Source organism: Rothia nasimurium (assembly GCF_035916755.1).
In the GTDB taxonomy this organism is placed as follows: Bacteria; Actinomycetota; Actinomycetes; order Actinomycetales; family Micrococcaceae; genus Rothia.
This window is the reverse complement of the sequence record NZ_JAYWIX010000008.1, coordinates 150,317-174,577: the sequence shown is the minus strand read 5'-3', so window position 1 is coordinate 174,577 and position 24,261 is coordinate 150,317. Positions and strand designations below refer to the sequence as shown.

Below are 24,261 nucleotides of genomic sequence, written 5' to 3'. Positions count from 1 at the left end.
CGCGGCCCGCACCGGTTCAGGTGTGGGCCGCGAGATTTTTGCTGCCGGTTTGAGACCGGGCGGACGCGCCACCCCGCCTTCCCGGGCCCTGTGCCTCGGGCGGTGGGCTACCCTTCGTCCAGGTGGTTTTCGGCCCCGTAGCCAATCAGGTAGGCCCAAATCCAGGCGGTGATAACCGCCAGGAAAGGTACTACCAGCAGGTGGGTGTCGTTGGCGAAGAGCCAGCGGTAGAAACCCCAGAGGGCCAGTGAGGGCACGAGGAGCAGGGCAAAGAGCAGCAGGAATCCGCGGGAGAAGCCGTCGCTGGGCGTCCTACGGGTTTGAAAACCAAGATATTTCTTCACGCTGCCTATCCTATCGCTGCCACCTGGGAGTTCTTCTAGCTACGCCACAGGCCGTAGGTCTTGGCCAGCGATGAGACCTTGCGGGCACGGGCCAGACGGGGCAGGTAGGAGCCGTCCTTGGGCACGGAGTCGCCTTCGCTCTTCTGGAGCAGTTCTCGGGCCCATTCAATTTCGTCAGCACTGGGGGCCAGGCCCACGTTGATGGTTTCGGTCTGGCCGGGGTCGAGAGTGAGCTTGCCGGTCATACCGTGGCTGGTGGTTACCGCGCAGTCTTTGAGCAAGTCGCCGCCGTGCTTGCCGACGGAGGGGCCGTCGATAGGGCCAGCCAGGCCGCCCACGCGGGAGGCCAGAACCAGCTGGGAGCGCGCATAGGCCAGGGCGATAGGGTCTGCTGAGACGCCGGTATCGCGGCGGTAGTCGCCCACGCCGAAGGCCAGACGGAAGGTGCCGGGGGCCTTGGCAATACGTACAACGTTCACCATGCCCAGAGCGGTTTCGATCAGGGCGATGACGGGGGTACCTGCCGGGAGCATCATGGCGGTGCGGGTGACGTGGTCGGGGTGTTCGGTCATGGCCAGCATGACGCCCTTGAGCCCGCTCGCCCGGTTGAGGGCTTCAAGGTCTTTGGACCAGTGGTCACTTGCGATGCCGTTGATGCGCACCCAGGCGGAAGCGCCATTGTTGAGCATCTCGATAATGTGCTCGCGGGCCTCGTCCTTCTGCTCTTCGGGGCAGCCGTCCTCTAGGTCGATGATGACCGAGTCCGCCTCAGATTCAAGGGCTGCGGCGATGGTTTCTTCGCTTGCGGCGGCAGAGACCAGCAGCCAGGAGCGGGAGAGACGGGCGGGCAGGGAGGCTGCGCGTTCGTTGCGGTGAAAGTTAATCACGGGTGTGTCCTTGTAAAGGTTATTTTGACCTCTTCAAGTTTACCCTGCCCGCTTGCCCCCGGGGATGGCTGTCTCTCAGAGTAAAACCTAGACTGCCGATGAACCTTCTAGGCGGCCGTCGACCATGTGCTCGACCCGGTCGGTGAGCTGCACCTGTTCAAGGTCGTGGGTGATCATGAGGGTTGCGGTGTTGAACTCGACGGTGACCTTGGCGAGGAGTTCGACGATGGCTGCGGAACGTTCGGCGTCGAGGGCACTGGTGGGTTCGTCGGCCAGGAGCAGGGAGGGAGAGCCCATGAGGGCGCGGGCGATGTTGACGCGCTGACGCTGGCCGCCGGAGAGCTGGTGTACGCGGCGGTTGGCGACGGCGCGGGGTGAGCGGACGCTGTCGCCCGGGATCACGGCGGCCCTGATGGAGCGTATGCAGCGGCCCGCTATTTCTCTCTCGGCCCGAGAGATGGAGCTGCTCAAGCTGCTGGCTACCGGTGCGACCAATAAGGAGCTGGCTGAGGCTCTCTTTATTTCTCAGGCCACGGTGAAGACCCACCTGGTGCATATCTACACCAAGCTGGGCGTCGATAACCGCACAGCAGCAATCGCTGCGGCCCGGAGCGAGGGGCTGCTCTAGCTCTTGGTTCCCATGGGGCCGGGGGTATCGGCCGCTGCCGCCTGCTTCTTCCAGCTCGCCCCGAAGTAGCGGTCTTTAAAACGCATCACCGGCACTTCGACTACCAGGTACATCGCCACACCGGCGGCCACGCCAAGCGGGGCTAGCAGGGCGACCTGAGCCAGGGTGGGCAGCCCGTGCAGGTGGGGTTCCAGGGCCTTAAAGAGCACGTCGTGTACCAAGTAAATGCTGTAGCTCGACAGGCCAATCAGCTGTAGGGGCCGCCAGGCCAAGAAACGGTGTACCGTAACGCCCAGGGGCTGGCGCGAAGCAACCAGGCCCCAGAGCATCACAGCGGACGCCGCCCAGGCCTGGAGCGAATAGCGCACCGTATCACGGAAGGTATCATCGCGAATCACCAGGGTCAGCAGGTAGACCCCCAGGGCGGCAAAAAGCACCCAGTTGCGCCCCAGAAGCGGGATGGTGCGTCCGCCCTGAATCAGGGCCCCCGACCGGTAGCGACGGCCCACGACCTCGCGCCCCAGCACCATCTCGTCCGCGGCGTAGCGGTGGTACCACAGGGCGGTGAGCATGCCGATGGCAATAGCCTCCATACGGGTGTCGGTGCCGAAGTAGATGCGGTCGGCGCTAGTGCCGGCGTCATGCAGAACCCAGCGGGACAGCGACGAGTAGAGCACCACGGCTACACCCAGTAGGGCTAGGGCCCGCCGGTAGGCGGTCCAGCGCACCAGCACCAGCCAAATCAGGGCAAAGACCAGGTAAAACTGCTCTTCAATCGACAGGGACCACATCACGTGCGTACCCGGCAACACCGTAATCTGCGAGTCCAGGTAGCGCAGGTTAAAGAAGAAAAAGACCTGCCCCAGGAAGTCCAGGGTATCGACGGCCCCACCCATCGATCGATAGACCAGTGTAGGTATCACGATCGCCAGAATCAGGGGCGGGGCGATTTTGAGCAGGCGGCGAATGTAGAAGCCTGCTAGGTCGAACCCGCCGGTCTTATCGCGCTCCCGCAGCAGCAGGTAGGTGATAATGAAGCCCGAGATAGCAAAGAAAATTGTTACACCCGACCCACCCGGCACAAAGGTCAGCCCGGCGTGGGAAAACACCACCAGAAGCACCGCAAAAGCGCGCATCGCATCAATGTGGGCATAGCGGTTCATGGCGTAGAAATCCCCTCTGAATCAGGTGCGGCGTGTAGCGGTGCCCTGAGAAAGCGCGAACGGGCACCCAACTACCTTACCGGCTTGTCACCGCACCAGGCAGGCACTTTTTAGGGGATAGCTACGCGATATAGGCGACAGAATGTGTCAGGACGCCGGGGTCAGGCTTTCCTGCCGGGCGGCTTCGAGGCGGGCTTCGGCGTCCGCAACGTGCTGCTGGACCGTTTCAACCCTGCGGGCAATGGTGGCGGTGCGGGTGCAGTCGGTGCCGCAGGCGCCGGCGCAACGGGTCATAGCCAGGGCCTCAGCACAAAGGGCCAGGGAGTTACCCGCCTTGGAAAGCGCCCGGTGAAGGTCGGAGTACACCCCGGTGGGGGAAGCAGGGATATCGTTTGATTCACTGGGGGCCAGGCGCTGGGCCTCGGTAGCGATAGTGCGGACGCGCGGCAGCAGGTCAGCCAACTCGTTAGCTAGGGGGACGAGCTCTTCAAGAGTGGGCCCGGCGGGCACCCGTTCAAGAATCTGGTGGAAGCGGTCGAGGCCACGGACGAAGCGGTCGTGGGCGCGGCGCCAGAGGCCTTTGCCGAGTTCGGCGTCATCTCTGCGGCCCTGCAGGAAGTCTTTGATACCCACGGCTACTCCTTTCACGAGGTCTACATACTTAGGTTACCCTAACATCACTGTTCCCAGGAGAAGGTACCATCGTAGTCAGAAATACCCAGCTAGTTCGTGGGTTTTTCTCACTGCGATGGTACCTACCCGATCAGTGGGCAGGCGCGCGGACGCCCATGCCTTAGGAAATCAGCAGGATTTTGCCGCGGTGCTCCCCGGCTTCTAAATGGGCGTGGGCTTCTGAAGCCCGCTCAAGCGGGAAGGCAGCGCTGGTATGGTTCGAAATTTCCCCGCTTTCGATGAGGGGCCATACGAGCTGCCCCACACCGTCCACGATGCGGGCCTTATCAGCAGCTGACCGCGAGCGTAGGGAGGTGGCGTGCACGCTCAAGCGGCGCGGGAGCATATAGCCCAGGTTGAGCTGCCCCTTGGGTCCACCCTGCAGGCCAATGACGGCCATAGAGCCATCTACCGCTAGGGTCTTAATGTTCTCTTCCAAGTAGGCTCCGCCCACAACGTCCAGGATGTAGTCGGCCCCGCGTCCGTCCGTAAGCTGGCGGACGGCTTCGCGAAAGTCCTGAGTACGGTAGTTGATAGCCTCAGCGCCCAGCGCCCGGATAAAATCGCACTTTTCATCACTACCGCCGGTGGCAAAAACCTGCAAGCCCAGGGCGCGCGCTAGCTCAATAGCGTGGGTGCCGATGCCGCCGGTACCACCGTGAATGAGCAGGGTTTTACCGTCGTTACCCTCGGGGCGGGGTGCAACCCCCAGGGTAAGAACCAGGTTGGAGTAGACCGTTGCAGCTACCTCAATCAGGCCAGCAGCGTCCTCGAGGCTGGTGCCTTCGGGCACCGGCAGGGTATGGCTCAGATCCACCGCCACGTACTCGGCATACCCACCGCCAGCGAGCAGGGCAACCCGCTCCAGGTCCAGGTAGCCCTCATCGACACCCTCCCCCACGGCTTCCACCGTACCGGAGACCTCCAGGCCGTAGATAGAACTAGCCCCAGGGGGCGGAGGGTAAAAACCCTGCCGCTGGGAGACGTCCGCCCGGTTGACCCCGCTGGCCGCCACCCGTAGCAACACCTGGCCGGGGCCGGGTGTCGGCGTAGGCTGCTCGCTCACGACCAGCACCTCGGGGCCGCCGTGTTCTTCCTCGAGGATGGCATGCATGGGGAACTCCTTCTCAGACAGGTTTTCCTGCCCCTTACCGGGGCAGATGGGCGGACGGACGCTCGCTGCCCACCCTTATACCTCAGCCTAACGAGAGCAAGGGCACAAAGGCCACTATTTTGCTTTAGGGCGGCAACTGTGTAACATGGTAAAAGTGCTCAGCACAGTTTGGATGGTTGTCCGAGCGGCCGAAGGAGCTGGTCTTGAAAACCAGTAGGCGGCAACCCCGTCTCGTGGGTTCAAATCCCACACCATCCGCCACGAAGCCCGCTTCCGTACGGAAGCGGGCTTTTTCATGCCCGGGTTTAGAGACAAAAGCGGGGGCAGGCCTCAGCCTACCCCCCCACTCTCTAGGTAAAAGACTTCTAGTGCTAGTAGGTAGAAGAAGTACCGGCGGTGCCAATCAAAATAACAACAAAGGCAATGTAGGCGATGATGAAGAGCAGGGAGAGGATGCCCAGCACCAGACCGATCCAGCCGGTGACCTTACCGACGGTTGCCTCAGCCCCGTAGGATTCAGCCTTACGGGCCTGGGAAAGAGCCAGGGGACCAAAAACTATCCCGAGGGCCGCAATCACGACGGACAGAATGCCGAAAATCATGGCGTTCTGGGCGTGCTTCTGCCCCTCAGGGTTTACAGCAACCTGGCCGTAGGGCTGGTTGTAGTTCTGGGCGTAGGGCTGCTCGCTGGGCGCACTGTAGGAGCCGTAGTTCTGACCTGAATTCTGGGGATTCTGCTGGTTGTACGATTCTGACACGCCAATTTCCTTACCGTTGGGTACTGAGTGTTACCTGTGCCATTTTATCAAGTGGCCCACAGCAAGCTCCAGGGTTAGCGCCTGTATCTCACGGGGTTTTGACCGCCGCTACTTTTGTCGCTAGTATGGGTAGAGCTGTGTTGCTAGGCCACGTTGACGAGCCTCTACACAGACTATGGAGACGTGCCAGAGCGGCCGAATGGACTTCACTGCTAATGAAGGGTCGGGGTTAAACTCGACCGGGGGTTCAAATCCCCCCGTCTCCGCCACGAAACCCCGGTTGACCTTGGTCGACCGGGGTTTTTCTGCACCTTCACGGTACCCAGCTGTTATGTGTGGTGATCACCGCCAAATGTGGCGTTGCCGCCGCCACATTTGGGGGCTAGCACCACAGGTGCGGACGCCCGCCGTCAGCTCCCGCTAAAAGCTTGCGAAATGGGTCAGGCGGGCCTCGCCCTCAATCAGCTGGTCCCAGTCGCCGCTTACCTCAAAAACAGTCAGGGACGAGGGTGCATACCCGTAGGAGGCATCCATCAGCGCCTCGTATTCTGAATCGGGGCGGGCCAGCTGCAGGGCTGCGTCCTGAACTCCGGGGAGGTGGGCAATCAGCATCAGGGACTGCACCCCGGCGGGGGTGCGGTTGATAGCGGTCAGCAGGGCTGAGGCCGGTGCGTTGTAGAGGCGTTCATCCAGGCTGGCGGTGGGGGCCTTTTCCCCCAGGGCATCTGACACCCAGGTAGTGGTTTGCCTGGTGCGTAGTGCCGCTGAGCTGACCAGCATCTCGGGTATCAGCCCCTTCTCTTTCAGCCATTCCCCGGCCCGCTGGGCCTGCTCACTCCCATGACGGGTCAGCGGGCGATTGAAGTCGTCAAGGCCCCAGTCAGCTTCAGCATGGCGCATGATAATGAGGGTGCGGGCATCGTGACGTGGCAGGGCGAAATCGGTCATACACCCATCCTAACCGTCGAGGCCGATAAAGCGCTTGAGCAGGTAAATGGTCTCTTCGGGCTTCTCAGAGTGCACCCAGTGCCCGGCTCCCTTGATCACCACACGGCGCACCAAGGGGAAGAGCTTCTTCATGGGCTCAAAATCAGCTTCTGTGATGTAAGGGGAGTCACCGCCTGCAACCCACAGCACCGGCTTCTCAAAAACTCCGTCAGCGCCCGGCCAGCCCATAATCTCGGGCAGGTGGCGACGGAGCATCTGCAGGTTGGGCTCCCAGGAATTACCAGCCTTTGACATGGTTAGATTCTGCAACAGGAAGGCTCGGGTGCCGGCAGCTGGCACGTTGACTGCCAGGTCAGCTTCAGCCTGGGAGCGGGTGGTGTAGGTGGCAATTGGCAGGTTCAGCATAGAATCCATGAGAATTTCAAAACTGCCCTTGGACTCCCCCGGGGCAATATCGATCACCACCAGCTTGCTCACCAGGTGGGGGTGGCGCAGGGCCAGCAGCATAGCGATTTTGCCACCCATCGAGTGGCCCATCAGCACCACAGGCTCCCCAGCCCCGAATTCTTCAACGGCTTCAGCCGCCAGATCTGCCATCTGCCGGTAGTCGAAGCTCTCTGTCCAGTAGCTAGCCCCGTGGTTGGGCAGGTCAACAAGCAGGGTTTGAACCCCCTCCCCCAGCCCCTTCGCAATACGGGTGAAGTTCTTACCCCGCCCCAGCAGACCGTGCAAAAAGACAGTTTTGATGGGCCCAGAGCCAACAAGAGAAGTTTTCAGAGAGGGAACAGTCATGCCCTCTACTCTACTACCGCCCGCTCCCCCGGTAGCAGGTAGCTAGGGCGAGAGCGTCCGCGCACATAAAGAGCGCCGCACCCAGCCTGAATAGCTGAGTGCGACGCTCTTCGCACGGTAGGTATAAGCCTAGATGGAGTATTCCGGTGCTGCCCAGACAACAACCTCGGGGTGCTCGTAGAAGCGGTAGCCCTGGCCGCGCACAGTACGCACGGTATTCGATAGGCGGCCCAGCTTGGAGCGCAGACGACGAATGTGCACGTCAATGGTGCGCTCATTGGGGATTTCTTCAGCGTCACGCCACAGGCTGGTGAGCAGCTCTTCGCGAGCAACGGTGCGCTGGCCGTTTTCAACCAGGTAGTTGAGGAGCTCAAACTCCTTGTAGGTGAGGTTGAGCAGTTCGCCATCCAGGTAAACCTCGCGGCGGGAAAGATCAATCAGCACGCCCACTGAGTGGGTGGGCTTGGCGTCCTCGCCACTGTGATGGGCGGACGCCGGTACCGCCTCAGGCTGGTAGTGCACAGCGGTGGGATCCCCCAGAGCATTGCGGACGACCTCAAGGTCGCTACCCTGCGCATCGGCAGGGGCCAGCGCCACAGCGGCGTAGGACTCTGCACCAGGCACCTGGTTCTGCACGTAGGCGCGGGTATCTTGGACGATTCGCACCAAAGAGGTTCCGTGGTTAGCGGCAGCTTCTTCGCTGAGGCCAACATAAATGACGAAACCGCGAGCTTCGTTCTCCTGCGCAGCTGCGCGCGGGGGCTCAGGCTTGTAGGTCATAGGGCGAAGATTAGCGGGCTGCTGCTTTGCAATACCACGACTATGACCGGCTACACCCTGCTGGCGCTGAGCGGCAGAACGGTTGCGCTGCGAGATGTGAACATACCCCGGTGCACCTGACATTTTGCCTACCTTCTCCCTGTGTGAGTTGAGCTTTAGTGTGTGGTTCCACTAGACAGCAAACCCCGTGTGTGAGTGGGCCTGCTGTCTACTTTTAATCGTTGTCCGAATTTGTATTTAAAGCAAGTAATATTCGCGTATTTTTTCAACTTATCTGAGTCTAGCCCCCGAGCGAGGGTCAGCAAACATGAAAATCCTTACACTCTACGGCATACTTTTACACCCTATGTTCTAAACAAAGCCTTGACACTCCCGGTTTTCTGCATATTTTTACCTACTGAAAAAACCAGACAACTAGAACGTCTGAAATTCAAATGTCAATACCTTTTTATGGGCAAATCTCACCATGCAATATATTTGCCATCACATACCGGGCCGCCAACAGGCGTCCGCCCCCCTACAAAAACAGGGGCAGCCCGCCGTCTGGCGAGCTGTCCCTAGGCTAAGGCAGTGAACTAAAATCCCTACTCAGCGACCCCGTATAGGCGGTCACCGGCATCGCCCAGACCGGGCACAATATAGGCCTTCTCGTTGAGGCGCTCGTCCTGGGCAGCCAGGAAGAGGTCGACATTCTCAAGGCCATCAACACCCTTCTCAAGGGCCTCAATACCCTCAGGGGCACCCAGCACGCACACACAGGTGATATGCTCAGCGCCGCGAGCGCGCAGGAACTTGATGGACTCAATCAGGGTGCCGCCGGTTGCCAGCATGGGATCAAGCACGTAGACCTGACGGCCGGTGAGGTCCTCAGGGAGACGCTCAGCGTAGGTGACGATATCCAGGGTTTCCTCATTGCGGGCCATGCCCAGAAAGCCCACCTCAGCGGTAGGAATCAGGCGGGTCATGCCCTCTAGCATGCCCAGACCGGCGCGCAGAATCGGCACAATCAGGGGGCGAGGATTGGCGATGTGGGAGCCAACGGTGGTAGCAACGGGGGTTTCGACCTCGCGGGGCTCAACGCGAATCTCTCGGGTAGCCTCGTAAGCCAGAAGGGTGACCAGCTCGTCAACAAGCTGGCGGAAAATCGGGGATGGGGTGTTCTTATCGCGAAGAACGGTAATTTTGTGGTCAACCAGGGGGTGGTCCAGAACTTTAATACGCATAGTTAAAAGCTACCACTGGCCGTTAGCCCGGAAAGAGTTGGAGAGCAAACGAGTATCACAGGGGTATCATCGTCTAACAGATTTATGTCAGATTTTTGCCAAATTTACGTGGCGGGGCCTTTTTTAGGCATGAAAAAACCCGCTCCCTCTAGCTCTCACTAGGGGAAACGGGTTTTTATTGCTGGCGGTGACGGAGGGATTTGAACCCTCGGTACGGGGTTACCGTACACAACATTTCGAGTGTTGCACCTTCGGCCGCTCGGACACGTCACCAAACTCTGGAAATTTTACCCTAGATACCCTGGTCACTCAACTCAGTGGGGCCAGCAGGCAGGGCCCTAGCTCTGAATGTAACCGTCGATGGTGAGCATAGCCAGCTCGGCCCCCTCGTCGGGGGTGCGCTCAGCGCCGTGGCGGGTTTCGTCCATAGAGAGCATGAAGACCGCACCAAAGATAATGAGTGAAACCCCCTCGATCGAGCGGTCTGTGCGCACGGTGTAGCGGGTAGCCAGGCGGCTAATAAGCTCACGGATAAAGCGCATGATGTCTGCACGAATCAGGTCGGTGGTGGGCGACCAGTCGGCACCGGCGCGCCAGAGTTCTGAGACCCAGAGCCGAGCGAAGCCGGGGTGCTCGCTCAGGTAGATGATGGCGGCGTACAGGGCACTGCGCAGGGCTTCTCGGGGGTCATCATGGTTGCTGGCAACCGTGGTCATCTCAGCCAACAGTAGCTTGGCACCGTACTGCAGGAGCTGGTCAATCATGGTCTTCTTCGACCCAAAATTGTAGTAGACCGTACCCTTTGAAACGCCTGCCCGCTCCGCGATGTCTTCCACGGTAGTGGCGATGGGGCCACCTTCACTCATAATGTCCATGGCGGCTTCAAAGAGCTTAAGCTGGGTCTTATTGGTGCGTCCGGGGCGGCGGCTGCTCGCCTCAACCACCGGTGTTTGGTGTGCGTAGACGACCGTTTCTGCCTGCTGCGCGGCCATGCCCTCCCCCTTGCGGTATTTGAAAAAATAATGTTTCTTTTTCAAAGATACATGATGACGGGGTGGGGCAGGCAGTTTTCTGCTACACGTTTGAGGGGCAATTTGGTCTAGGAGCGATGTTTTCTAAAGAAAGTAGTCAGGAGCCCGGCGCACTCGCTCTCAAGCACCCCGGGGTAGACCTCTACCCAGTGGTTGACTTTGCGGTCGCGCAGCACGTCGTAGACGCTCCCAGCGGCCCCAGTCTTCTCTTCCCAGGCCCCCATCACCACGGTGGGCAGGCGGGCCAGTAGGATAGCCCCGGCGCACATGAGGCAGGGTTCGAGGGTCACCACCAGAGTGCAGCCCTCTAGCCGCCAGCTCCCCAGGTGTTCGGCGGCCTGCCGAATCGCGATAACCTCGGCGTGGGCGGTGGGGTCGGCGTCCGCCTCGCGCCGGTTGTAGCCCCGCCCAATCACCTGCCCCGCGGCGTCCACAACCACCGCCCCAATGGGCACGTCGTCGCTGACTAGAGCCAGCTTTGCCTGGCCGATGGCCTGGCGCATAAGGGCTTCGTGCTGGAGGTTGCGCGGACGCGTGGGCAGAGGGGATCGGGGCATGGTTCCTTCGGCGCGTGCTTAGTGGGTGATGGCCAGGGCATAGGGCAGGACGGCGGTCGCACCGGCTGCTCGCAGGGTACGGGCGGTGACGGTGGTTGACCAGCGAGAGTCAATTCTATCGGTGACAACAAGAACCGGGCCCGGGTTGGTCGCCAGGTAGTCGGCCGCCGCCGGGGGCAGGCAGTAGGCGTTTAGCACCCCGGCACAGCGGAAGACGCTGTTACCACCGAAGTGGGCGGGGGCGTCCGCCAATTCAAAGTCACCCAGGTCGGTCAGGCGTCCGGCTGCGGCGATACCGCGGGCCAGCGAGGATGCCAGCTGCGGACGCACAGGCGAGGGTAGCCCGATGACTGCCACCGGGCGCTCCTCCCAACCCCATTCCGCCAGCACCTGCAGGCTGGCCCGGCCCAGGTCGGCGGGGACGGGGCCGTCCGCAGCCTGCCCATCGGGGCCGGGGGCGAAAATCTCGCGCAGGCGGTTGCCCCAGCCCAGGTCGGTCAGTCGGGCGAGGGCCCGGCCCTCACTGGCGCGTTCAGCCTCGGCGATTTTGCCACGCAGGGGTTTGCCGGTAACTTCGTGTACCGCCTGGGGAACCAGGCGGTCAAGGCCGGTGGGCCACATGCCGCGCGGCTCGATAGGGACGCCCACGCGGGCGAGGGCGGAACCGGCTTGCTCGGTCAGGGCCGGGTTAACGCCAGTGGGGTACCAGGGCCCGGCGCACACGTCGCAGATGCCGCAGGGTCGGGCTGTGGTGTCGTCGAGTTCTCGGGCGAGGAAGACCATACGGCAGGTATCGGTGTACTGGTAGGCCAGCATGGCTTCCTGCTCACGCTGACGGGCCTGACGCACCCGGGCGTAGCGTGGGGCGTCATAGTGCCAGGGATTACCGGTGGCAACCCAGCCACGGGTGCCACGTTCCGCAGCCCCTTCCACCGCTAAGACCTTAAGGAGCAAGTCAAGAGAAGAGCGCTTAACATCGACTCGGGTTTCGAGGGCGGGCACGCTCAGTTCTGTGCCCGCAGCGGTTGCCTCGGTCAGCGCCGCCAGCACGGCACCGGTGTTTTCTTCGGTCGGCATGGAGGCGGTGGCGAAGTAGTCCCAGATTTCCCTGTCTTCGCTGCCGGGCAGCAGGAGCACATCGGCCTTGATAGCGCCACGACCGGCTCGGCCCACCTGCTGGTAGTAGGCCACAGCGCTGGAGGGAGCACCCAGGTGCACCACAAACCCCAGGTCAGGCTTATCGAAGCCCATCCCCAGGGCACTGGTAGCGACCAGGGCTTTGACCCGGTTTTCTTTCAGGGCGCTTTCGGCCTCACGCCGTTCGTCGGGGTCGGTTTTACCGGTATAGGCCAGCACCTCGTAGCCGGCGGCTCGCAGGGCTGTGGCGGTATCTTCAGCCGCCGAAACGGTCAGGGTGTAGACAATGCCAGAGCCCGGCAGGCTGCCAAGGTGGGTGGCTAGCCAGCCCAGGCGGCCGCTGGCGGTAGGCAGGGTAAGGACACCCAGGCGCAGCGAGTCGCGAGACAACGGGCCCCGCAGAATAAACACGTCGTCAGCGGAGCCCACACTACCCTGCTGCCGGGTGCCGAGCTGCTCAGCAACGTCCTGCACCACCCGCTCGTTGGCGGTTGCGGTGGTAGCCAGCACGGGGACGCCGGCGGGCAGGGCCACGATTAGGTCGCGGATGCGGCGGTAGTCAGGGCGGAAGTCATGGCCCCAGTCAGAGATGCAGTGGGCCTCGTCGATGACCAACAGGCCGCAGGTGCGCACCAGCTCGGGTAGCCACTCAGACCGGAAGGTTGGGTTGTTGAGGCGCTCAGGGCCCACCAGTAGCACATCGAGTTCACCGGCAGCTAGTTGGGCTCGCACGGCCTCCCACTCGGTCACGTTCGACGAGTTGACCATAGCTGCCCGCACCCCGGCGCGGGCAGCGGCTTCTACCTGATCGCGCATGAGGGCCAGCAGGGGCGAGACGATGAGGGCGGGCCCGCTCCCCCGCCTGCGCAGGAGCAGGGCGGAGAGGAAGTAGACCGCCGACTTACCCCAACCGGTTCGCTGAATCACCAGGGCCCGGCGGCGCTGCTGCACCAGGGCCTCAATGGCCTCGAACTGGCCGGGATGGAAGGCGGCGGCGGGGTTGCCGGTCAGGCGGGCGAGGAGCTCGGTAGCCTCATCCCGCAGGCTTCCGGGCGAAAGGACGCCACCCGCCACCAGGTCTGACTGTTGGGGCAGGGGCACTAGCCCTGGCCCCGGTCAGCGCCCAGGTAGGCCTGCTGCAGTTTCCACTGCTGGTAGGCCTTGATCTGACGCACGTAGGTTGAGACGGGATTCTTCCAGACGAAGACCAAAAAGACGATAGCGAGAACAGCCGCGAGCAGCTCTACCAGCATGGTCCAGTGGAAAACCAGAAGCAGTGTCAGCGCGCCCACGAGCAGGTTGAGAATCTGAAATCCTGCGACAATTGTCAGTACGATACGGGCCCAGTTGTGCCCCTTGTTCATCATGATGGTGAAGAATACGAGCAGGGCAGACCAGATAAGACCAAAGACCAGGCCCATAATGAGACCGGCAGTGGCGATACCGGTATCTGCGCTCGCAGATAGCTCAGCCTCCGCCGCAGCGAAGTCTTCTTCGGTCATCATCCCGCTGAAGAGGGAGAGGATGCTGTTGCTCGTTGCCTGCTGGATCTCCTGGTAGAAGATAGTGCCCAGAATAGACCCCAGAACGCCCAGGCCAATCATCACGTACATAATGAGGCTGGCGGTTTTGAGGGCCTGTGGGCGTTCGGGGGCATCCATGTGGGCGGGTAGGCCCTGACCGTAAGCCTGGGCGTAGCCCGCGTAGGCACCCTGCTCGGTGTAGTAGCCGGGCTGGGTTGCTGAATAGGCCGGGGGCTGGACCTGGTTGGGGTAGGTAGGGGGCTGCTGGGGCTGGTAGTTACCGGTGGTGTTGTCGTTGCCGGGGTACTGGCTCACGGGGTCCTCCTGGTCAGTGGACGGTCGGTTTGTTTTAAGCCTACCGACCCTTCGCCCAACTCACCAGGGTTTACGCGATTTCGAAGATGCCGCGGGCCCGGTCTTTCTTGACGGCTGAGGCAGGGAAGATACGGCCGCTCATGGAGATATAGACGCCGGGGTCGAGCAGGTTGAGGGCGGCAACGGCTGCCCCCAGGTTGAAGCTGGCGTCGGACTTTCGCATGGAGGCGGGCTGCATGGCGCCGGTGAGCACAACTACCTTGTTGCCGAGGGAGGCATTGGCTTCGAGGTAGCGGGCGGTTTCGGGCATGGTGTCGGTGCCGTGGGTGATGATGACGCGGTTGTTTTCTACAGCGTCGAGCGCCTGCACCAGCACGGCACGGTCGGCGTCAACCATGTCGAGGCTGTCGAGCTTGAGTACGCTTTGCACCTCAAAAGCGGTGTCGGTGAGCACATAGCTGAGCAACTCGGATACTGAGGGTTCGCCGATTTCCAGTTCACCGGCGACGGAGTAGACCTTATCGAAGGTCCCGCCGGTGGTCAGGATGGTCACGGTTTCTGCGTTGTTGATGGGCATGGCTTCCTTGAGGGGTTGCGGGGTTTTGCTTCTAAGTCTAGTGGAGGGGCAAGCGGACGCCCGTGGTCGGCTGGGTGGGCGGAATCGGGGATTCCTACCCCCGATTTAATTCGCTTATAGCGAACCGGGGTGAGGGGGCGCTCCGTAAACACGAAGTAAACAACAGGGAAAGTAAGGTGCGCCACAAAATTTTACCCCGAAAACGTCAAGTCTATACAATCTTAAAGTCGTCACAACTTTAAGGGACAAGTCCGCCCTTCTTTGAAGAAAAGCCAACAATATTTCAAACACTAAATAAACCTGCCCACCATCAAAGTCAAGACCCCACGCCTATCCCAAGCAAGGGCGTCCTAACCTGCGACATAAGTGCGCCAAAACCCGCTCCTAGAATGACCACTAAGCCCATCAGGGCCCACCCACACACCACCTCACCCTAGGAGCAAAACCATGAAGCTCGCACCCAAAGTAGCAGCAACCCTCTCAGCAGCTGCACTGGCCTTCTCCATGGCATCCGCACCCGCCAGCGCCGCCGACACCACCGACGCAGGCTCCGGCACCATCATCAACACCTACCCCGAAACCCCGGCACTCAACCCCACCCTGCCGATTGTGGAGACCTACCACAAGAACGATTACATCAAGGCCAACATCCTCAACACCCGCCCCGTCTGCAACGCCTGGGAAGACTACCGCACCGTGGTCTACAAGGTAACCGACAGCTTCACCCCCGTTGGTACCATCTCAACCACCAACAGCACCTCAGCCCCCGTCAACCTCACCCAGAACCTCTCCAAGACCCAGACCGTCACCATGAGCGTCAACGGGTCAAAGACCGAAACCGCTTCCTTCAACCTGGGTGGCGCCCAGAACCTCGATAAAGGCAGCATCAATGCCGGCATCGCCTACTCCATCGCAAAGACCGTTGGCGGCGACGCCTCCTACTCCCTTTCCTGGAGCGTCGGCCAAACCATCGGCCCCTACGAAGTACCCGCAGGCTACACCGGAGAAGCCACCTACGGCTTCCGCACCATCGCCATGACCGGCACCCAGCAGTACTGCATGCTCAACGGCACCTGGTCCAACCCCGTCGCCTGGCGTGCCAACGTCCCCATCAAGAACCAGGTCACCGTCAAGCTCTACAGCAACCCCGCTGACTCCTACTAAACCGCCCCATCTTTGAGAGAAGGTACCACCATGCAGACCGCTATCACCCGTCGCACCGCCATCACCTCCCTAGCGCTGGGCACCGCTTCCCTGGCTTTCGCCACTACTGCAGCTCAGGCAGCCACTCCCGCCTACGACCTTGAGCCCGTCCTCACCGTCTCATCCTGGAAGGCTGAAGGCTACGCCGGCCTGGTCGCCCTGCGCCTCAAGAACGTGGGCACTGAGCGCTACTACGGCGACTTCCCCGTGGTCTCCTTCCGCATCGACGTGAAGACCGCATCGGGCCCCACCGGCGTTGACCGCCTGATCACCCCCGGCTGGTTCAACGGCGCCTACACCCGCGACCTGGGTTTTGACGCCGCAACCTCAACCCGCAGCTTCCTAGTCACCCTGGCCAACCCCGTCAAGGCCGGTGAAACCCAGCTGGTTGCCAACCTCAACTTCGGTGACGGCCTCACCTCAGAGGGCCGCCTGCGCAGCTACATCACCGTCACCCAGGTAGGCCGCATCGCCGGGGATACCTCCACCGGCAACGACCAGAACCGCGACTCCCGCAACATCACCCTGACCGATACCGGCCGCAAGGCAAGCGGCATCTTCTAAGCAGCCCAGCCCCAAAGCCTCGGTTGCCCGGATTACTACGCCCCGGCGTCCTTACCCGTGATACGGCAGGACACCGGGGCGCAGCCTTTCGCGGGTAGCGGCCGAGTCAGTAGCATGGGAGGGTAACAATCCCCCTTGAAAGGCTGATGATGCCCGAAACCTCCGCCATTAACCTGCGCTTCCCCATCGTGGGAGCCCAGTGGCTGGCAGCCAATATTGCCGCCCCCAACCTGGTCATTCTGGACGCCTCCGTCGGCGAGTTCGCCGGCGCCAGCACCGGTATACCCGGCGCCCGCCGCTTCGATATCGACGGTGAATTTAGTGCCCCCGAGGGGGTGCACACCATGCTGGATGCTGAGGACTTTGAAGCTAAGGTCCGCGCTCTCGGCATCAGCAAGGACGCCGCCATCGTGGTGTACGACCGCCAGGGCATGTTCTCTGCCGCCCGCGGCTGGTTCATGTTTGTAGCCATGGGGCACGATAACGTTGCCGTACTCGACGGGGGTCTGCCCGCCTGGGAGGCAGCCGGCTTTAACCAGCTCCCCCTCAACGAGGGGCCTTTTACTCCCGGCTCATTCGTGACAGAAGACCGCGGCCTCTTCGTTGACGCCCTGACCACCAAAGCCTTTGCTGAACGTGAGGACGCCGCCGTCATTGACGCTCGCAGCGCCGAACGTTTTGCCGGTACCGTGCCCGAGCCCCGCCCGGGTCTGCGAGCCGGGCATATTCCCGGCTCCGTCAACCTGCCCTTCACCTCCCTGCTTGATGAGCAAGGACGCTTCCGCGCCCCCGAAGACGTTAAGGCAGCCGTGGACGCAGTGGCAGGGGATGCTGAAACCCTGATTTTCTCCTGCGGCTCCGGCGTGACCGCCTGCATTGACGCCCTAGCAGCCTATGTTTCGGGCTATACCGAGCTGGCCGTCTACGACGGCTCCTGGGCTGAATGGGGCGCAGAGGACTCAGCTGGCCTGCGCCCCGTTGAGAGATAGCGCTACCGGCCGAAGTTGTCGGTCCAGTAGTCGTTGACTCCGGTGATGTTGCCGTCCTCGTCGTAGAAGTAGAAGCCCTTGCGGTCGGCAACGCCACTGAAGCCAGCGTCGAGAGCTTCCTTGAGCTTGGCACCGAACTCGCGTACGGTCTCGTCGTCACTCGCTGAGGCAATATGGGAGGCGACGTTGAAGCCCACGGTGTCATAGGCGGCGAAGGGGCCGGACTCGGTACCGGTGGCGATAGTCCATGCCTTATCGATTTCCTCGGGGGTGCCTACGCCATTGACGTAGAGCTTTGCACCGGCATCGAGCCAGGGAATGAGCAGGGAGTTCAGCAGGTAGCCGGGCTGCTCCTTGCGGACGTAGACGGGAACCATACCGGTTTCTTCGGCGTAGCGGATGGCGTCCTTGATGCTTTCTTCGTCGGTCTTGGCGGTGCCCATAATTTCGGCGGTGTTGCGGATCCAGATGCGGTTGGCGTAGTGGATAGCCAGGAAGCGGTCAGTGTGGCCGCTGGCGTCTGCGAAGTCAGAGGGCAGCAGGGATGAGGTGTTGGTAGCGAGCAGGGTGCGCTCGTCAGCTAGCTCCCCTACCTTGGCCCAGGTTTCGCGCTTGAGGTCGAGGTTTTCGGGTACAGCCTCGATGACGATATCGACGTCGCTAACCGCTTCTTTGAGGTCACTGGTGGGGACGATGCGAGTGATGGCTTCGTCGAACTTTTCGGGGGTGTAGTCGGGAAGGTCCTGCTCGTAGCCCTGGCGAATCCAGGCCCAGCGGTCGGAGAGCTTATCGAGGGCTTCGGGGAAGGCATCGTAGGCAAAGACCTTCTTGCCGTGCCAGGCTGCCTGCATGATGATTTGGGACCCCAGGACGCCGGTACCCAGAACAGCTACGGTGTTGAATTCGCGTGACATGATCATCTTCTCCTTTGAAGTGGTATTTCATTGATGCAATAGATACTACGCCCACCCCACCCAAAAAGAGAAACTTTACAAAGAAAATATTAAGAAGTATGTCAGGCGCCTCACTGTATTACCTACAGCAAAAAGAATCCCGCCCCACTAGTTTTACCTAGTGAGGCGGGGTTTTTGCGTGCGCCCTGTGGGGCTCGAACCCACGACCCACGGATTAGAAATATAGGGTTTTAGCGAGATTCATCTATGTTTACCAATATCGCCACGACTAGGGTAAATACCATGTTTTTGCCGCTTCATCATTCGCCTAAATTTGCCAACGTAGCTCTGTTTTCGTTGGGTTTTCGTTGGGTAAATCGGCCTCACCCCTCAGATGTAGCAGGCCCATGGGATTAGGGGGAGCTCCATGGGGTCGAGGGGCTCCATAGGGTCACGCCCTGCTAAAGAGGGGCCCCATGGGGTGGTCCATGAGAGGAGGGGCCCCATGGGGTACGCACTTTCGCGCACCCTTGTTGGGCGGCGGGGTAGGGAATGCAGATTATGCATACCCCTAAGTCTGTCTGCCCTGCGGGTGTGCGAGCTGGTCGGGCGCTGAGGTTCAAAACCTGCGGGTTGCCGGTTTCGAGGTTTTGCTTGGTCGGGTCGGTGAGCGATGTGGTGGCCTCGGGATAGCCGAGGGTATCGCTCATTCAAGGGGTAGGGCCGGTGTTCTGACTCCCGGTGCTGTGCGCTCTTCTGCGGGGCTGGAATAGGTGGGGTGGCTCCCAATACCTGTGCGTGCTGCGTTCGGGGCTGTGGGCGTTAATTCTGGCTCATACGCGGCCCATGAGGGGGTGTGCTGGTAGGGCGAGAGAGCGCCCGACCCCGAGATAGTTGCTGTATTTCGGGGCCGGGTGTCTTTTTGCTTTCTGCCTGAGTGGTGTTGAGGTTAGGGGGCACGCCCGGAGATAGATCTTCGCTTTGACCCCGATGACGTCGGGAACGCCGACGGGGGGGGCTTACTTGCCGAAACACTTTTTCACCGTTCAACGAAAAAGGGCCCCTGGGGTAGGGCTAGGCGCTGGTGTCGCCGCGCTGCTGGCAGAAGATAGAGCAGAACGGGCCGGGACTATCCTCGGGCACGAGGTCAGCACAGACCGGGCAGGCTTCAAAGCCAGTGGCAGCAGGCTGCGCCGCTCCTGGCTGACCCTGGGCTAATACAGCTCTTACCTGTTCTAGGGTGGCGTGGGCTGGGCGGGGTGCGTAGTAGGGTTGGGCGCTCCATAAGAGGGCGGCGGCTTCGAGGTGCTGCGTACATTCTAGGTGGGCTGCTGCTGACTCCCAGATATGGGCCTTGATAGAAGCCAGAGCGTCTAGCGCGGTGCGGGCAGCTGCGGCACGGTAGGCAGGGTGAGCGCTGGTGGTGTAGCCGGTCAGGGCGGTAGCGAGGTGGGCTAGTTCGGTGTCGGTCAGAGCCGGGGCCGGTGGGGTCTGCTGCTGGCTGGTGGTGCTCATGGTTCCCAGGTTAACAGGGGTGGGCGGTGTTGTGTTCCGGTCATGGCACCAAAAAGCCCCCGCAAAACGGGGGCTAATTGAGAAACATCTACATGAAGAAAGGAGGACGGCAGCCCACCGAAGCCGAATGGTTTAGGCTACCGTCACCACCTCAATTTTAACACCGGCCCCCGCTAATTAACAGGGGCCAGTGTCTCGGCTTACTTCTTCTTATTCAGCCAATACTCGTACACGGGAATGTCTTCCTGTGCCTCATCTCCGAGCTTCTGCAGCATGGCCTCGTATGCCTTGTGTTCGGCTTCAAATTCTTTGGGGCTCTTCCAATAGAGCTCAACCATTCCGCCGGGCTTTGGGCGTTCGCCCATTGCACCGCGTACCTTAGCCCAGGGTTCGCGGGGGTCTCCCATAAGGGTCGGTGCCGAATATCCTGCATGCATTGCCCCACGGGTAATAGGGTGGCAGTACTTCGGGATTTCGTAACCTGCGAGGGTTCGGGCCAGGTCGTATAGCTCGTATGCGACTTCTGCGGGTTCTGTTAGGTCGGTGGGTTTAGCGTCCTTGTCCTCATGCCAGGTTGCGCTCTTGCCCTCTACCTTTTTGTTGAAGCCGAGACGGGCGGCCTCGAAGTTAGCTTCGATGTAGTCGCATAGGGTCTTGGTATCTTCTGCGCGCACGATGTCTCGGGCTTGGGCCGTGATCTTACGCGTGGCTTCTTCTTCTGCGCTTTCCATTCTTACGCGGTCGAGGGCGATTTCTCGAATGTGCTCTACAGCCTCGACTGGGTTGCCTGCTAGAACAGCGTCGAGGGCTTTCTTAGCGGGGTTGGCTCGGACGCGTAGCTTCGAGAGGGTTTGCTCTAGTTGAGTTATTTTCAGGGTGGGCATGCTGAGATCTGCAAGGGTGGCGATGTTGCGTGCCATTTTGAGGGCTTGGCCGTACTGCAGGTCGCTGATGTTGGAGGTATCGATTTTCATAGGGGTTTCTCCTTATGTTTGGTGTCCGTTGTGTCCGGAGTGTCCTTTTGCCTAGTCACAACGGGGTAATTTGGGTTAGATGATTCCGTACAAGGTGTACGGTTGTACGGTTCCTTTTCTGGTTCCGTACATTCCGTACACTTCGTACACCTAGTTACAGCTCGTCGAGCAAGCCAGGTTCAGGCAGGGCCGCATACTTACCTCGCTCTGTTTTCTGGATCCGGCCCATCTCATGCAGACGGCGGATATAAGTCCCCACCTTTTCAGGGTCTTCTCCTAAAGCAACGGCAATATCTTTCGGGCGGTGAGGTTCGGGGTACTTGTTGAAGTGCTCCAAGATCCTTGTTTGCAGATCTCCAAGAACCCCCATTTGCTCGCTCTCTCGGGCAGCTGCAGCAGCTTCTTTCAGGTCGTTACCCACAAGGCTCCACGCCCCGTTTTCAAAGCTGATTGCATACTCCCCCTCGGGAATTTCACGACTCGTCACCTGCAAGCGGGCCTGCCCCTTGCCACGGTCACGGCTAATCATGAGCGTTGAGTCAGCAGCACCGGCAAGGCCCTGCGTTCCACTGATAGCCCCTAGAAAGTCGCCGTCACTGCCTCGCTTATTGGTGTGATGGACGATGATTAGCGATGAACCGGGATAATCGTCTACGTGCCGTTTCAACCGGGCTAGGTCGTTATAGTCCTTCCCGTAGGCGTCGTTTCCTGTATGCACCCCACGGGCACGCCCGAGGGTATCGACGATGATTAGGGGCTTCTGGGCCCCGCGCTCTGCGAGGTACGCACGGATTGCGCTATCAACACTCGAAAAGGTCATGTCTACCAGGAATGTAAGGCTGTAGAAGTCATCGCTGGGCTCAGAGACTCCAATCATTTTCAGGCGATCTTGCAAACGGCGCGGCCCATCTTCAAGAGCCAGGTAGAACACCGGGCGCTGCTCAACCTTGATTGACCCGAGGGCGTACCCTCCCGTTACGCAGGCAACAGCAAGGCCCAGTACAAACCACGACTTACCGATTTTGGGTGAGGCTACCAGCAGCGTTAAGCCCTCGGGCACCAGACCCGGCACTGTGAACTCAATGGGTGGGTAGTTCGTTGAGAGCACCGTGTGAGCTGTAAAGGTGAAGTCGAGAGGGTGAGGCGCTGTTGCCGGATTAGGTTGGCTCAAGAAGCAACACCTCTCACATAGTCAAGGTCTTCGTTGGTGAGCAGACGAGGAGCGTCGATACGCTCGGTGAACGGCACACGCTCGGCCAGGGTTTTCCCGAAGCGGGTTAGCTGGGCGATGTACCCCTGTAGGTGCAAGTCCCAGTGCAGGCGCTCTTGTTGCCGCCCAACCGCGCACCCGGCCACGTAACCGGCCTCGAAGCTCTGCAGGTCAGTTGCCTTAGCGCGGGCTCTCAGGGCCTGCGCTAGGGCTGTATCGAGCTCTTGCAGCTCATGGGGCTGGAAGATGTGCTTAGGCATGGGTGACACCGCCTGAGACAAGGGTATGGACGATAACGCTACAGATTTCGCAGGTAGGCATTGCCCACAGGCGGCGGATAGCGTCGGGGGTACTGATGTCGCTGGGCTCGTCGGGCCAGGTGTACCCGCACAGCGCCACGATCTCCCCTACCCCGTTACGGTATTGTGCGGGGTCGAGTAGGTGCTTGTAGTCCTGCTGAGTTAGGGTGCGGTGGGTCATTGCTTACCCCCTGTGCTTCGGGCGTATTCAATGAATGCCTGCAGCTTGTCGGTGTTGCGGGTGGCTTGTTCGAGCATGTACTCGAGCCCGGCTCTTGCAATAAAGGGTTCTGGGCCGCGTCCGCCGTCCATGATCTGCGCCCACTCGTTTGCGATGAAGATAGCTTGTGTGCCGAAGACGTCGCTAATTCCGTAGTGGTCGCACATGGCCTCGATATGCGCTTGCAGTTCTGCCATAAGTTCAATCTCGCTTTGGGGCATTAGCGTGCCGCCTGTTCTGCGAGGGTGAGCTGTTCGGTTTCGCGTTCTGCCCACCAGTTCAACAGGCGGGTTAGGAGTGCCCGGACTTCTTGCTTACTGGCCGCTTCGAGACAGATTTCGATGTGGTAGGCAGAGTCTTTGAGAGGGTTGATGGGGTCGAGGAATGCCTCGAAGTAGTATTCGTCGCCGCCGTCTTCAATGGCCCCTGAGTAGTGGCCTACTGCGGTTGTAGGCTGGGCAGGGTCGGGAATGTAGGTGTAGCCGGTTGGGGGTACGAGGTCTTTGATGTTCTGCAGGCTAAGAAAGGTAGCCTCGGCTTCGGTGATACTGGTATTTTGGGTCATGACTGAACCCTCCTTACTTCGGTAGTGCTATGCCTTTTGGGGCGTAGCGGGTTTGGTTTCTTCGAGGGCGAGTGCAGCAACCGGGTTTGGCGATTTGGTGCTGTGCTCGTCCTTTTTTGCAGGCTCTTCGAGCCGCTCAACTATAGATACTCTGGCTTCGCTACTCATGCAGCCCGCCCGCTCATTCGCTCTTCTTCCCATGCGAGAACGTCACTTAGGCGGTATCGGACGTAACGCCCACCTGCGATAAATGAGCGCGGGTCTTCACCCCTCATTCGCCACTGCCTGACAGTGTTCACCGATACTTTTTCCCGCGCTGCAAGTTCTTGCAGAGTCAGAATTGGGTCTTCTTCTACCCCTGATGTGAGCCGAGTAGCTAGGTCTTGAACGGTCAAAACCGCCTCCTTGTCCTGATTTACACATTACTTGTCGCATATGCGACAAGTTGAGAATAGCATACATCTATGTTGCGTTCTACTCAACTGTTGATTAGATTAGGACATATGACCGAAGCAAAAGTTCAAGAAGAGTGGCTGCAAGACTACGCAACCCGCATCGCAAACCACATAGCCCAGTACCGTAAATACCTAAAAATCAGCGGTGAAGAGCTGAGCAGGCTCACCGAAGAGGTTGGCTACAAAATTCCTCGTAGCTCCATTGCGAACATCGAGAACCACAAGAAGAAGACCATCACCTCACACGAACTCAGTATTATCTCGGCTGCCCTAGGCGTTCCTCCCGAGGGGTTAATTTGGAATATCTTCAAGCCCGCCGAAACTTTTAGCTACTCTCCAACGAGCCACGCTCTCCCCGGATATTTAGTGCTCAACGAGGCCAGCAAGAACGAGGTGTTACCTATTCAAGCTGGAAAATTGACGGAACTACTCGAAGAGATAAACCAGCTCAACCTGTACTACTCAAACGGAGCTTCACACCTCTACGATTCGAGAGTGCCCTTGGCAAATGCTGCAAGAAGAGCTCAGGCACTAGGACTAGATGACCTGGCCTATGAAATCAACGAGAAAGGTCGTGAAGCGGAGATATGGGGATTCCCAACAGAAATGGCTGTAGATCCGTTAAAGACGGTCTTGCGGCTAAAGGGAGTGCAGACATGGGAACTAAAAGACCACATCTTTTACACAGACATTGTCCCGGTCTCCTTAGAGCGGCTGGCAAAATCTCACCTCAAACAGGCTACGGAGACCCCGGGGCTCAGAATCGAAACGGTCAATGAACTAATTACAGCGCTAGGAGGATCACCGCAGGGAATAGCAGAGAAAACCTTAGTTATGCCGGGAATGATTCCCCAGACAGCAGCACATGAATTGACCGAGGAAGAAAAAACCATGTGGTCTTTCACGAATACCAAGAGGTAACATC

Annotated in this window: 30 protein-coding genes and 3 tRNA genes; 7 read left to right on the top strand and 26 right to left on the bottom strand. The window is 60.1% G+C overall.

Annotated elements, in window-relative coordinates; translation table 11 throughout:
* Window positions 1-107: 107 nt before the first annotated feature.
* From VSX42_RS10180 to VSX42_RS10170, 3 genes are all read right to left on the bottom strand, one after another.
* On the bottom strand, window positions 108-344 hold the full coding sequence (locus tag VSX42_RS10180; RefSeq protein WP_326504170.1) for a hypothetical protein: 237 nt from the start codon (window positions 342-344) through the stop codon (window positions 108-110).
* Between the two features lie 35 nt (window positions 345-379).
* Window positions 380-1,231, bottom strand: a complete 852-nt coding sequence (locus tag VSX42_RS10175) for an HpcH/HpaI aldolase/citrate lyase family protein (protein ID WP_418950795.1) — start codon at window positions 1,229-1,231, stop codon at window positions 380-382.
* 87 nt (window positions 1,232-1,318) lie between these two features.
* Window positions 1,319-1,633 carry an ATP-binding cassette domain-containing protein gene (locus VSX42_RS10170; RefSeq protein WP_418950794.1) on the bottom strand — a complete coding sequence of 105 codons (315 nt, stop codon included), beginning with the start codon at window positions 1,631-1,633 and terminating at the stop codon, window positions 1,319-1,321.
* A 19-nt stretch (window positions 1,634-1,652) separates the two neighbouring features.
* Between VSX42_RS10170 and VSX42_RS10165 the strand changes: the two genes are divergently transcribed.
* Window positions 1,653-1,859 (top strand): response regulator transcription factor, encoded by a 207-nt coding sequence (locus VSX42_RS10165; RefSeq protein WP_418950793.1) that lies wholly within the window; start codon window positions 1,653-1,655, stop codon window positions 1,857-1,859.
* Here the strand turns inward: VSX42_RS10165 and VSX42_RS10160 are convergent.
* From VSX42_RS10160 to VSX42_RS10150, 3 genes are all read right to left on the bottom strand, one after another.
* The gene (locus VSX42_RS10160) at window positions 1,856-3,022 is read right to left on the bottom strand and encodes an acyltransferase (RefSeq protein ID WP_326504169.1); all 1,167 of its coding nucleotides are present in this window, start codon (window positions 3,020-3,022) and stop codon (window positions 1,856-1,858) included. The genes VSX42_RS10165 and VSX42_RS10160 overlap by 4 nt on opposite strands.
* A gap of 147 nt (window positions 3,023-3,169) precedes the next feature.
* Window positions 3,170-3,655 (bottom strand): dehydrogenase, encoded by a 486-nt coding sequence (locus tag VSX42_RS10155; protein ID WP_326504168.1) that lies wholly within the window; start codon window positions 3,653-3,655, stop codon window positions 3,170-3,172.
* 160 nt (window positions 3,656-3,815) lie between these two features.
* Window positions 3,816-4,808, bottom strand: coding sequence for an NAD(P)H-quinone oxidoreductase (locus tag VSX42_RS10150; protein ID WP_326504167.1), 993 nt, complete (start codon window positions 4,806-4,808; stop codon window positions 3,816-3,818).
* Window positions 4,809-4,978: 170 nt separating this feature from the next.
* Between VSX42_RS10150 and VSX42_RS10145 the strand changes: the two genes are divergently transcribed.
* Window positions 4,979-5,069: transfer RNA gene (locus tag VSX42_RS10145), tRNA-Ser, on the top strand.
* 110 nt (window positions 5,070-5,179) lie between these two features.
* On the opposite strand, the gene VSX42_RS10140 is transcribed toward VSX42_RS10145, so the two are convergent.
* A complete protein-coding gene (locus tag VSX42_RS10140) occupies window positions 5,180-5,566 on the bottom strand; it encodes a hypothetical protein (protein ID WP_326504166.1) in 387 nt (128 codons plus the stop codon).
* 177 nt (window positions 5,567-5,743) lie between these two features.
* Between VSX42_RS10140 and VSX42_RS10135 the strand changes: the two genes are divergently transcribed.
* A tRNA-Ser gene (locus VSX42_RS10135) sits at window positions 5,744-5,835 on the top strand.
* 151 nt (window positions 5,836-5,986) lie between these two features.
* On the opposite strand, the gene VSX42_RS10130 is transcribed toward VSX42_RS10135, so the two are convergent.
* From VSX42_RS10130 to VSX42_RS10085, 10 genes are all read right to left on the bottom strand, one after another.
* Window positions 5,987-6,514 carry a SixA phosphatase family protein gene (locus VSX42_RS10130; protein WP_326504165.1) on the bottom strand — a complete coding sequence of 176 codons (528 nt, stop codon included), beginning with the start codon at window positions 6,512-6,514 and terminating at the stop codon, window positions 5,987-5,989.
* Between the two features lie 9 nt (window positions 6,515-6,523).
* Window positions 6,524-7,306, bottom strand: a complete 783-nt coding sequence (locus VSX42_RS10125; RefSeq protein ID WP_326504164.1) for an alpha/beta fold hydrolase — start codon at window positions 7,304-7,306, stop codon at window positions 6,524-6,526.
* Between the two features lie 129 nt (window positions 7,307-7,435).
* Window positions 7,436-8,209 (bottom strand): winged helix-turn-helix domain-containing protein, encoded by a 774-nt coding sequence (locus tag VSX42_RS10120; protein ID WP_326504163.1) that lies wholly within the window; start codon window positions 8,207-8,209, stop codon window positions 7,436-7,438.
* Between the two features lie 461 nt (window positions 8,210-8,670).
* Window positions 8,671-9,309 (bottom strand): uracil phosphoribosyltransferase, encoded by a 639-nt coding sequence (gene upp, locus VSX42_RS10115; protein WP_237207283.1) that lies wholly within the window; start codon window positions 9,307-9,309, stop codon window positions 8,671-8,673.
* 182 nt (window positions 9,310-9,491) lie between these two features.
* Window positions 9,492-9,582 (bottom strand) — tRNA-Ser (locus VSX42_RS10110).
* Window positions 9,583-9,647: 65 nt separating this feature from the next.
* Window positions 9,648-10,301: a TetR/AcrR family transcriptional regulator gene (locus VSX42_RS10105; protein ID WP_326504162.1), complete on the bottom strand. Its 654-nt coding sequence runs from the start codon at window positions 10,299-10,301 to the stop codon at window positions 9,648-9,650.
* A gap of 107 nt (window positions 10,302-10,408) precedes the next feature.
* Window positions 10,409-10,897: a tRNA adenosine(34) deaminase TadA gene (gene tadA / locus VSX42_RS10100; RefSeq protein ID WP_326504161.1), complete on the bottom strand. Its 489-nt coding sequence runs from the start codon at window positions 10,895-10,897 to the stop codon at window positions 10,409-10,411.
* 18 nt (window positions 10,898-10,915) lie between these two features.
* Window positions 10,916-13,135: a RecQ family ATP-dependent DNA helicase gene (locus VSX42_RS10095; RefSeq protein ID WP_418950792.1), complete on the bottom strand. Its 2,220-nt coding sequence runs from the start codon at window positions 13,133-13,135 to the stop codon at window positions 10,916-10,918.
* Window positions 13,135-13,872: a hypothetical protein gene (locus VSX42_RS10090; RefSeq protein WP_326504160.1), complete on the bottom strand. Its 738-nt coding sequence runs from the start codon at window positions 13,870-13,872 to the stop codon at window positions 13,135-13,137. Before VSX42_RS10090 ends, VSX42_RS10095 begins: the two co-directional genes overlap by 1 nt.
* Window positions 13,873-13,942: 70 nt before the next feature.
* Complete coding sequence (locus tag VSX42_RS10085) at window positions 13,943-14,449, bottom strand: asparaginase domain-containing protein (RefSeq protein WP_326504159.1); 507 nt, start codon at window positions 14,447-14,449, stop codon at window positions 13,943-13,945.
* Between the two features lie 447 nt (window positions 14,450-14,896).
* On the opposite strand from VSX42_RS10085, the gene VSX42_RS10080 reads away from it, so the two are divergent.
* From VSX42_RS10080 to VSX42_RS10070, 3 genes are all read left to right on the top strand, one after another.
* A complete protein-coding gene (locus VSX42_RS10080) occupies window positions 14,897-15,613 on the top strand; it encodes a hypothetical protein (protein WP_326504158.1) in 717 nt (238 codons plus the stop codon).
* 30 nt (window positions 15,614-15,643) lie between these two features.
* Window positions 15,644-16,216, top strand: coding sequence for a hypothetical protein (locus VSX42_RS10075; RefSeq protein WP_326504157.1), 573 nt, complete (start codon window positions 15,644-15,646; stop codon window positions 16,214-16,216).
* 146 nt (window positions 16,217-16,362) lie between these two features.
* On the top strand, window positions 16,363-17,205 hold the full coding sequence (locus VSX42_RS10070) for a sulfurtransferase (RefSeq protein WP_326504156.1): 843 nt from the start codon (window positions 16,363-16,365) through the stop codon (window positions 17,203-17,205).
* A 2-nt stretch (window positions 17,206-17,207) separates the two neighbouring features.
* On the opposite strand, the gene VSX42_RS10065 is transcribed toward VSX42_RS10070, so the two are convergent.
* The 9 genes from VSX42_RS10065 to VSX42_RS10025 form a co-directional block, all read right to left on the bottom strand.
* On the bottom strand, window positions 17,208-18,119 hold the full coding sequence (locus tag VSX42_RS10065; protein ID WP_326504155.1) for a 3-hydroxyacyl-CoA dehydrogenase NAD-binding domain-containing protein: 912 nt from the start codon (window positions 18,117-18,119) through the stop codon (window positions 17,208-17,210).
* 1,053 nt (window positions 18,120-19,172) lie between these two features.
* Window positions 19,173-19,613 carry a hypothetical protein gene (locus tag VSX42_RS10060; RefSeq protein WP_326504154.1) on the bottom strand — a complete coding sequence of 147 codons (441 nt, stop codon included), beginning with the start codon at window positions 19,611-19,613 and terminating at the stop codon, window positions 19,173-19,175.
* A gap of 200 nt (window positions 19,614-19,813) precedes the next feature.
* On the bottom strand, window positions 19,814-20,587 hold the full coding sequence (locus VSX42_RS10055) for a hypothetical protein (protein WP_326504153.1): 774 nt from the start codon (window positions 20,585-20,587) through the stop codon (window positions 19,814-19,816).
* A 154-nt stretch (window positions 20,588-20,741) separates the two neighbouring features.
* Window positions 20,742-21,758 (bottom strand): AAA family ATPase, encoded by a 1,017-nt coding sequence (locus VSX42_RS10050; protein ID WP_326504152.1) that lies wholly within the window; start codon window positions 21,756-21,758, stop codon window positions 20,742-20,744.
* Window positions 21,755-22,057, bottom strand: a complete 303-nt coding sequence (locus VSX42_RS10045; RefSeq protein WP_326504151.1) for a hypothetical protein — start codon at window positions 22,055-22,057, stop codon at window positions 21,755-21,757. Before VSX42_RS10045 ends, VSX42_RS10050 begins: the two co-directional genes overlap by 4 nt.
* The gene (locus VSX42_RS10040; RefSeq protein ID WP_326504150.1) at window positions 22,050-22,277 is read right to left on the bottom strand and encodes a hypothetical protein; all 228 of its coding nucleotides are present in this window, start codon (window positions 22,275-22,277) and stop codon (window positions 22,050-22,052) included. The genes VSX42_RS10045 and VSX42_RS10040 overlap by 8 nt, the downstream gene beginning before the upstream one ends.
* Entirely contained in the window at window positions 22,274-22,537 is a 264-nt protein-coding gene (locus VSX42_RS10035; RefSeq protein ID WP_326504149.1) for a hypothetical protein, read from the bottom strand. Before VSX42_RS10035 ends, VSX42_RS10040 begins: the two co-directional genes overlap by 4 nt.
* Window positions 22,537-22,881: a hypothetical protein gene (locus VSX42_RS10030; RefSeq protein WP_326504148.1), complete on the bottom strand. Its 345-nt coding sequence runs from the start codon at window positions 22,879-22,881 to the stop codon at window positions 22,537-22,539. The genes VSX42_RS10035 and VSX42_RS10030 overlap by 1 nt, the downstream gene beginning before the upstream one ends.
* Window positions 22,882-23,045: 164 nt before the next feature.
* Window positions 23,046-23,276, bottom strand: coding sequence for a helix-turn-helix domain-containing protein (locus VSX42_RS10025; RefSeq protein ID WP_326504147.1), 231 nt, complete (start codon window positions 23,274-23,276; stop codon window positions 23,046-23,048).
* A gap of 108 nt (window positions 23,277-23,384) precedes the next feature.
* Here VSX42_RS10025 and VSX42_RS10020 point away from each other — a divergent pair, with 108 nt between their 5' ends.
* Window positions 23,385-24,257 carry a helix-turn-helix transcriptional regulator gene (locus tag VSX42_RS10020; protein ID WP_326504146.1) on the top strand — a complete coding sequence of 291 codons (873 nt, stop codon included), beginning with the start codon at window positions 23,385-23,387 and terminating at the stop codon, window positions 24,255-24,257.
* Window positions 24,258-24,261 lie beyond the last annotated feature (4 nt).

What these genes read in the sequence shown, in the direction of transcription:
- VSX42_RS10030 (WP_326504148.1), bottom strand. Translation starts at nt 22,881, where the DNA reads ATGACCCAAAATACCAGTATCACCGAAGCCGAGGCTACCTTTCTTAGC.
- upp (WP_237207283.1), bottom strand. Translation starts at nt 9,309, where the DNA reads ATGCGTATTAAAGTTCTGGACCACCCCCTGGTTGACCACAAAATTACC.
- VSX42_RS10075 (WP_326504157.1), top strand. Translation starts at nt 15,644, where the DNA reads ATGCAGACCGCTATCACCCGTCGCACCGCCATCACCTCCCTAGCGCTG.
- VSX42_RS10085 (WP_326504159.1), bottom strand. Translation starts at nt 14,449, where the DNA reads ATGCCCATCAACAACGCAGAAACCGTGACCATCCTGACCACCGGCGGG.
- VSX42_RS10070 (WP_326504156.1), top strand. Translation starts at nt 16,363, where the DNA reads ATGATGCCCGAAACCTCCGCCATTAACCTGCGCTTCCCCATCGTGGGA.
- VSX42_RS10040 (WP_326504150.1), bottom strand. Translation starts at nt 22,277, where the DNA reads ATGACCCACCGCACCCTAACTCAGCAGGACTACAAGCACCTACTCGAC.
- VSX42_RS10105 (WP_326504162.1), bottom strand. Translation starts at nt 10,301, where the DNA reads ATGGCCGCGCAGCAGGCAGAAACGGTCGTCTACGCACACCAAACACCG.
- VSX42_RS10020 (WP_326504146.1), top strand. Translation starts at nt 23,385, where the DNA reads ATGACCGAAGCAAAAGTTCAAGAAGAGTGGCTGCAAGACTACGCAACC.
- VSX42_RS10130 (WP_326504165.1), bottom strand. Translation starts at nt 6,514, where the DNA reads ATGACCGATTTCGCCCTGCCACGTCACGATGCCCGCACCCTCATTATC.
- VSX42_RS10055 (WP_326504153.1), bottom strand. Translation starts at nt 20,587, where the DNA reads ATGAAAATCGATACCTCCAACATCAGCGACCTGCAGTACGGCCAAGCC.
- VSX42_RS10120 (WP_326504163.1), bottom strand. Translation starts at nt 8,209, where the DNA reads ATGTCAGGTGCACCGGGGTATGTTCACATCTCGCAGCGCAACCGTTCT.
- VSX42_RS10150 (WP_326504167.1), bottom strand. Translation starts at nt 4,808, where the DNA reads ATGCATGCCATCCTCGAGGAAGAACACGGCGGCCCCGAGGTGCTGGTC.
- VSX42_RS10125 (WP_326504164.1), bottom strand. Translation starts at nt 7,306, where the DNA reads ATGACTGTTCCCTCTCTGAAAACTTCTCTTGTTGGCTCTGGGCCCATC.
- tadA (WP_326504161.1), bottom strand. Translation starts at nt 10,897, where the DNA reads ATGCCCCGATCCCCTCTGCCCACGCGTCCGCGCAACCTCCAGCACGAA.
- VSX42_RS10045 (WP_326504151.1), bottom strand. Translation starts at nt 22,057, where the DNA reads ATGCCTAAGCACATCTTCCAGCCCCATGAGCTGCAAGAGCTCGATACA.
- VSX42_RS10160 (WP_326504169.1), bottom strand. Translation starts at nt 3,022, where the DNA reads ATGAACCGCTATGCCCACATTGATGCGATGCGCGCTTTTGCGGTGCTT.
- VSX42_RS10065 (WP_326504155.1), bottom strand. Translation starts at nt 18,119, where the DNA reads ATGTCACGCGAATTCAACACCGTAGCTGTTCTGGGTACCGGCGTCCTG.
- VSX42_RS10165 (WP_418950793.1), top strand. Translation starts at nt 1,653, where the DNA reads ATGCAGCGGCCCGCTATTTCTCTCTCGGCCCGAGAGATGGAGCTGCTC.
- VSX42_RS10035 (WP_326504149.1), bottom strand. Translation starts at nt 22,537, where the DNA reads ATGCCCCAAAGCGAGATTGAACTTATGGCAGAACTGCAAGCGCATATC.
- VSX42_RS10080 (WP_326504158.1), top strand. Translation starts at nt 14,897, where the DNA reads ATGAAGCTCGCACCCAAAGTAGCAGCAACCCTCTCAGCAGCTGCACTG.
- VSX42_RS10060 (WP_326504154.1), bottom strand. Translation starts at nt 19,613, where the DNA reads ATGAGCACCACCAGCCAGCAGCAGACCCCACCGGCCCCGGCTCTGACC.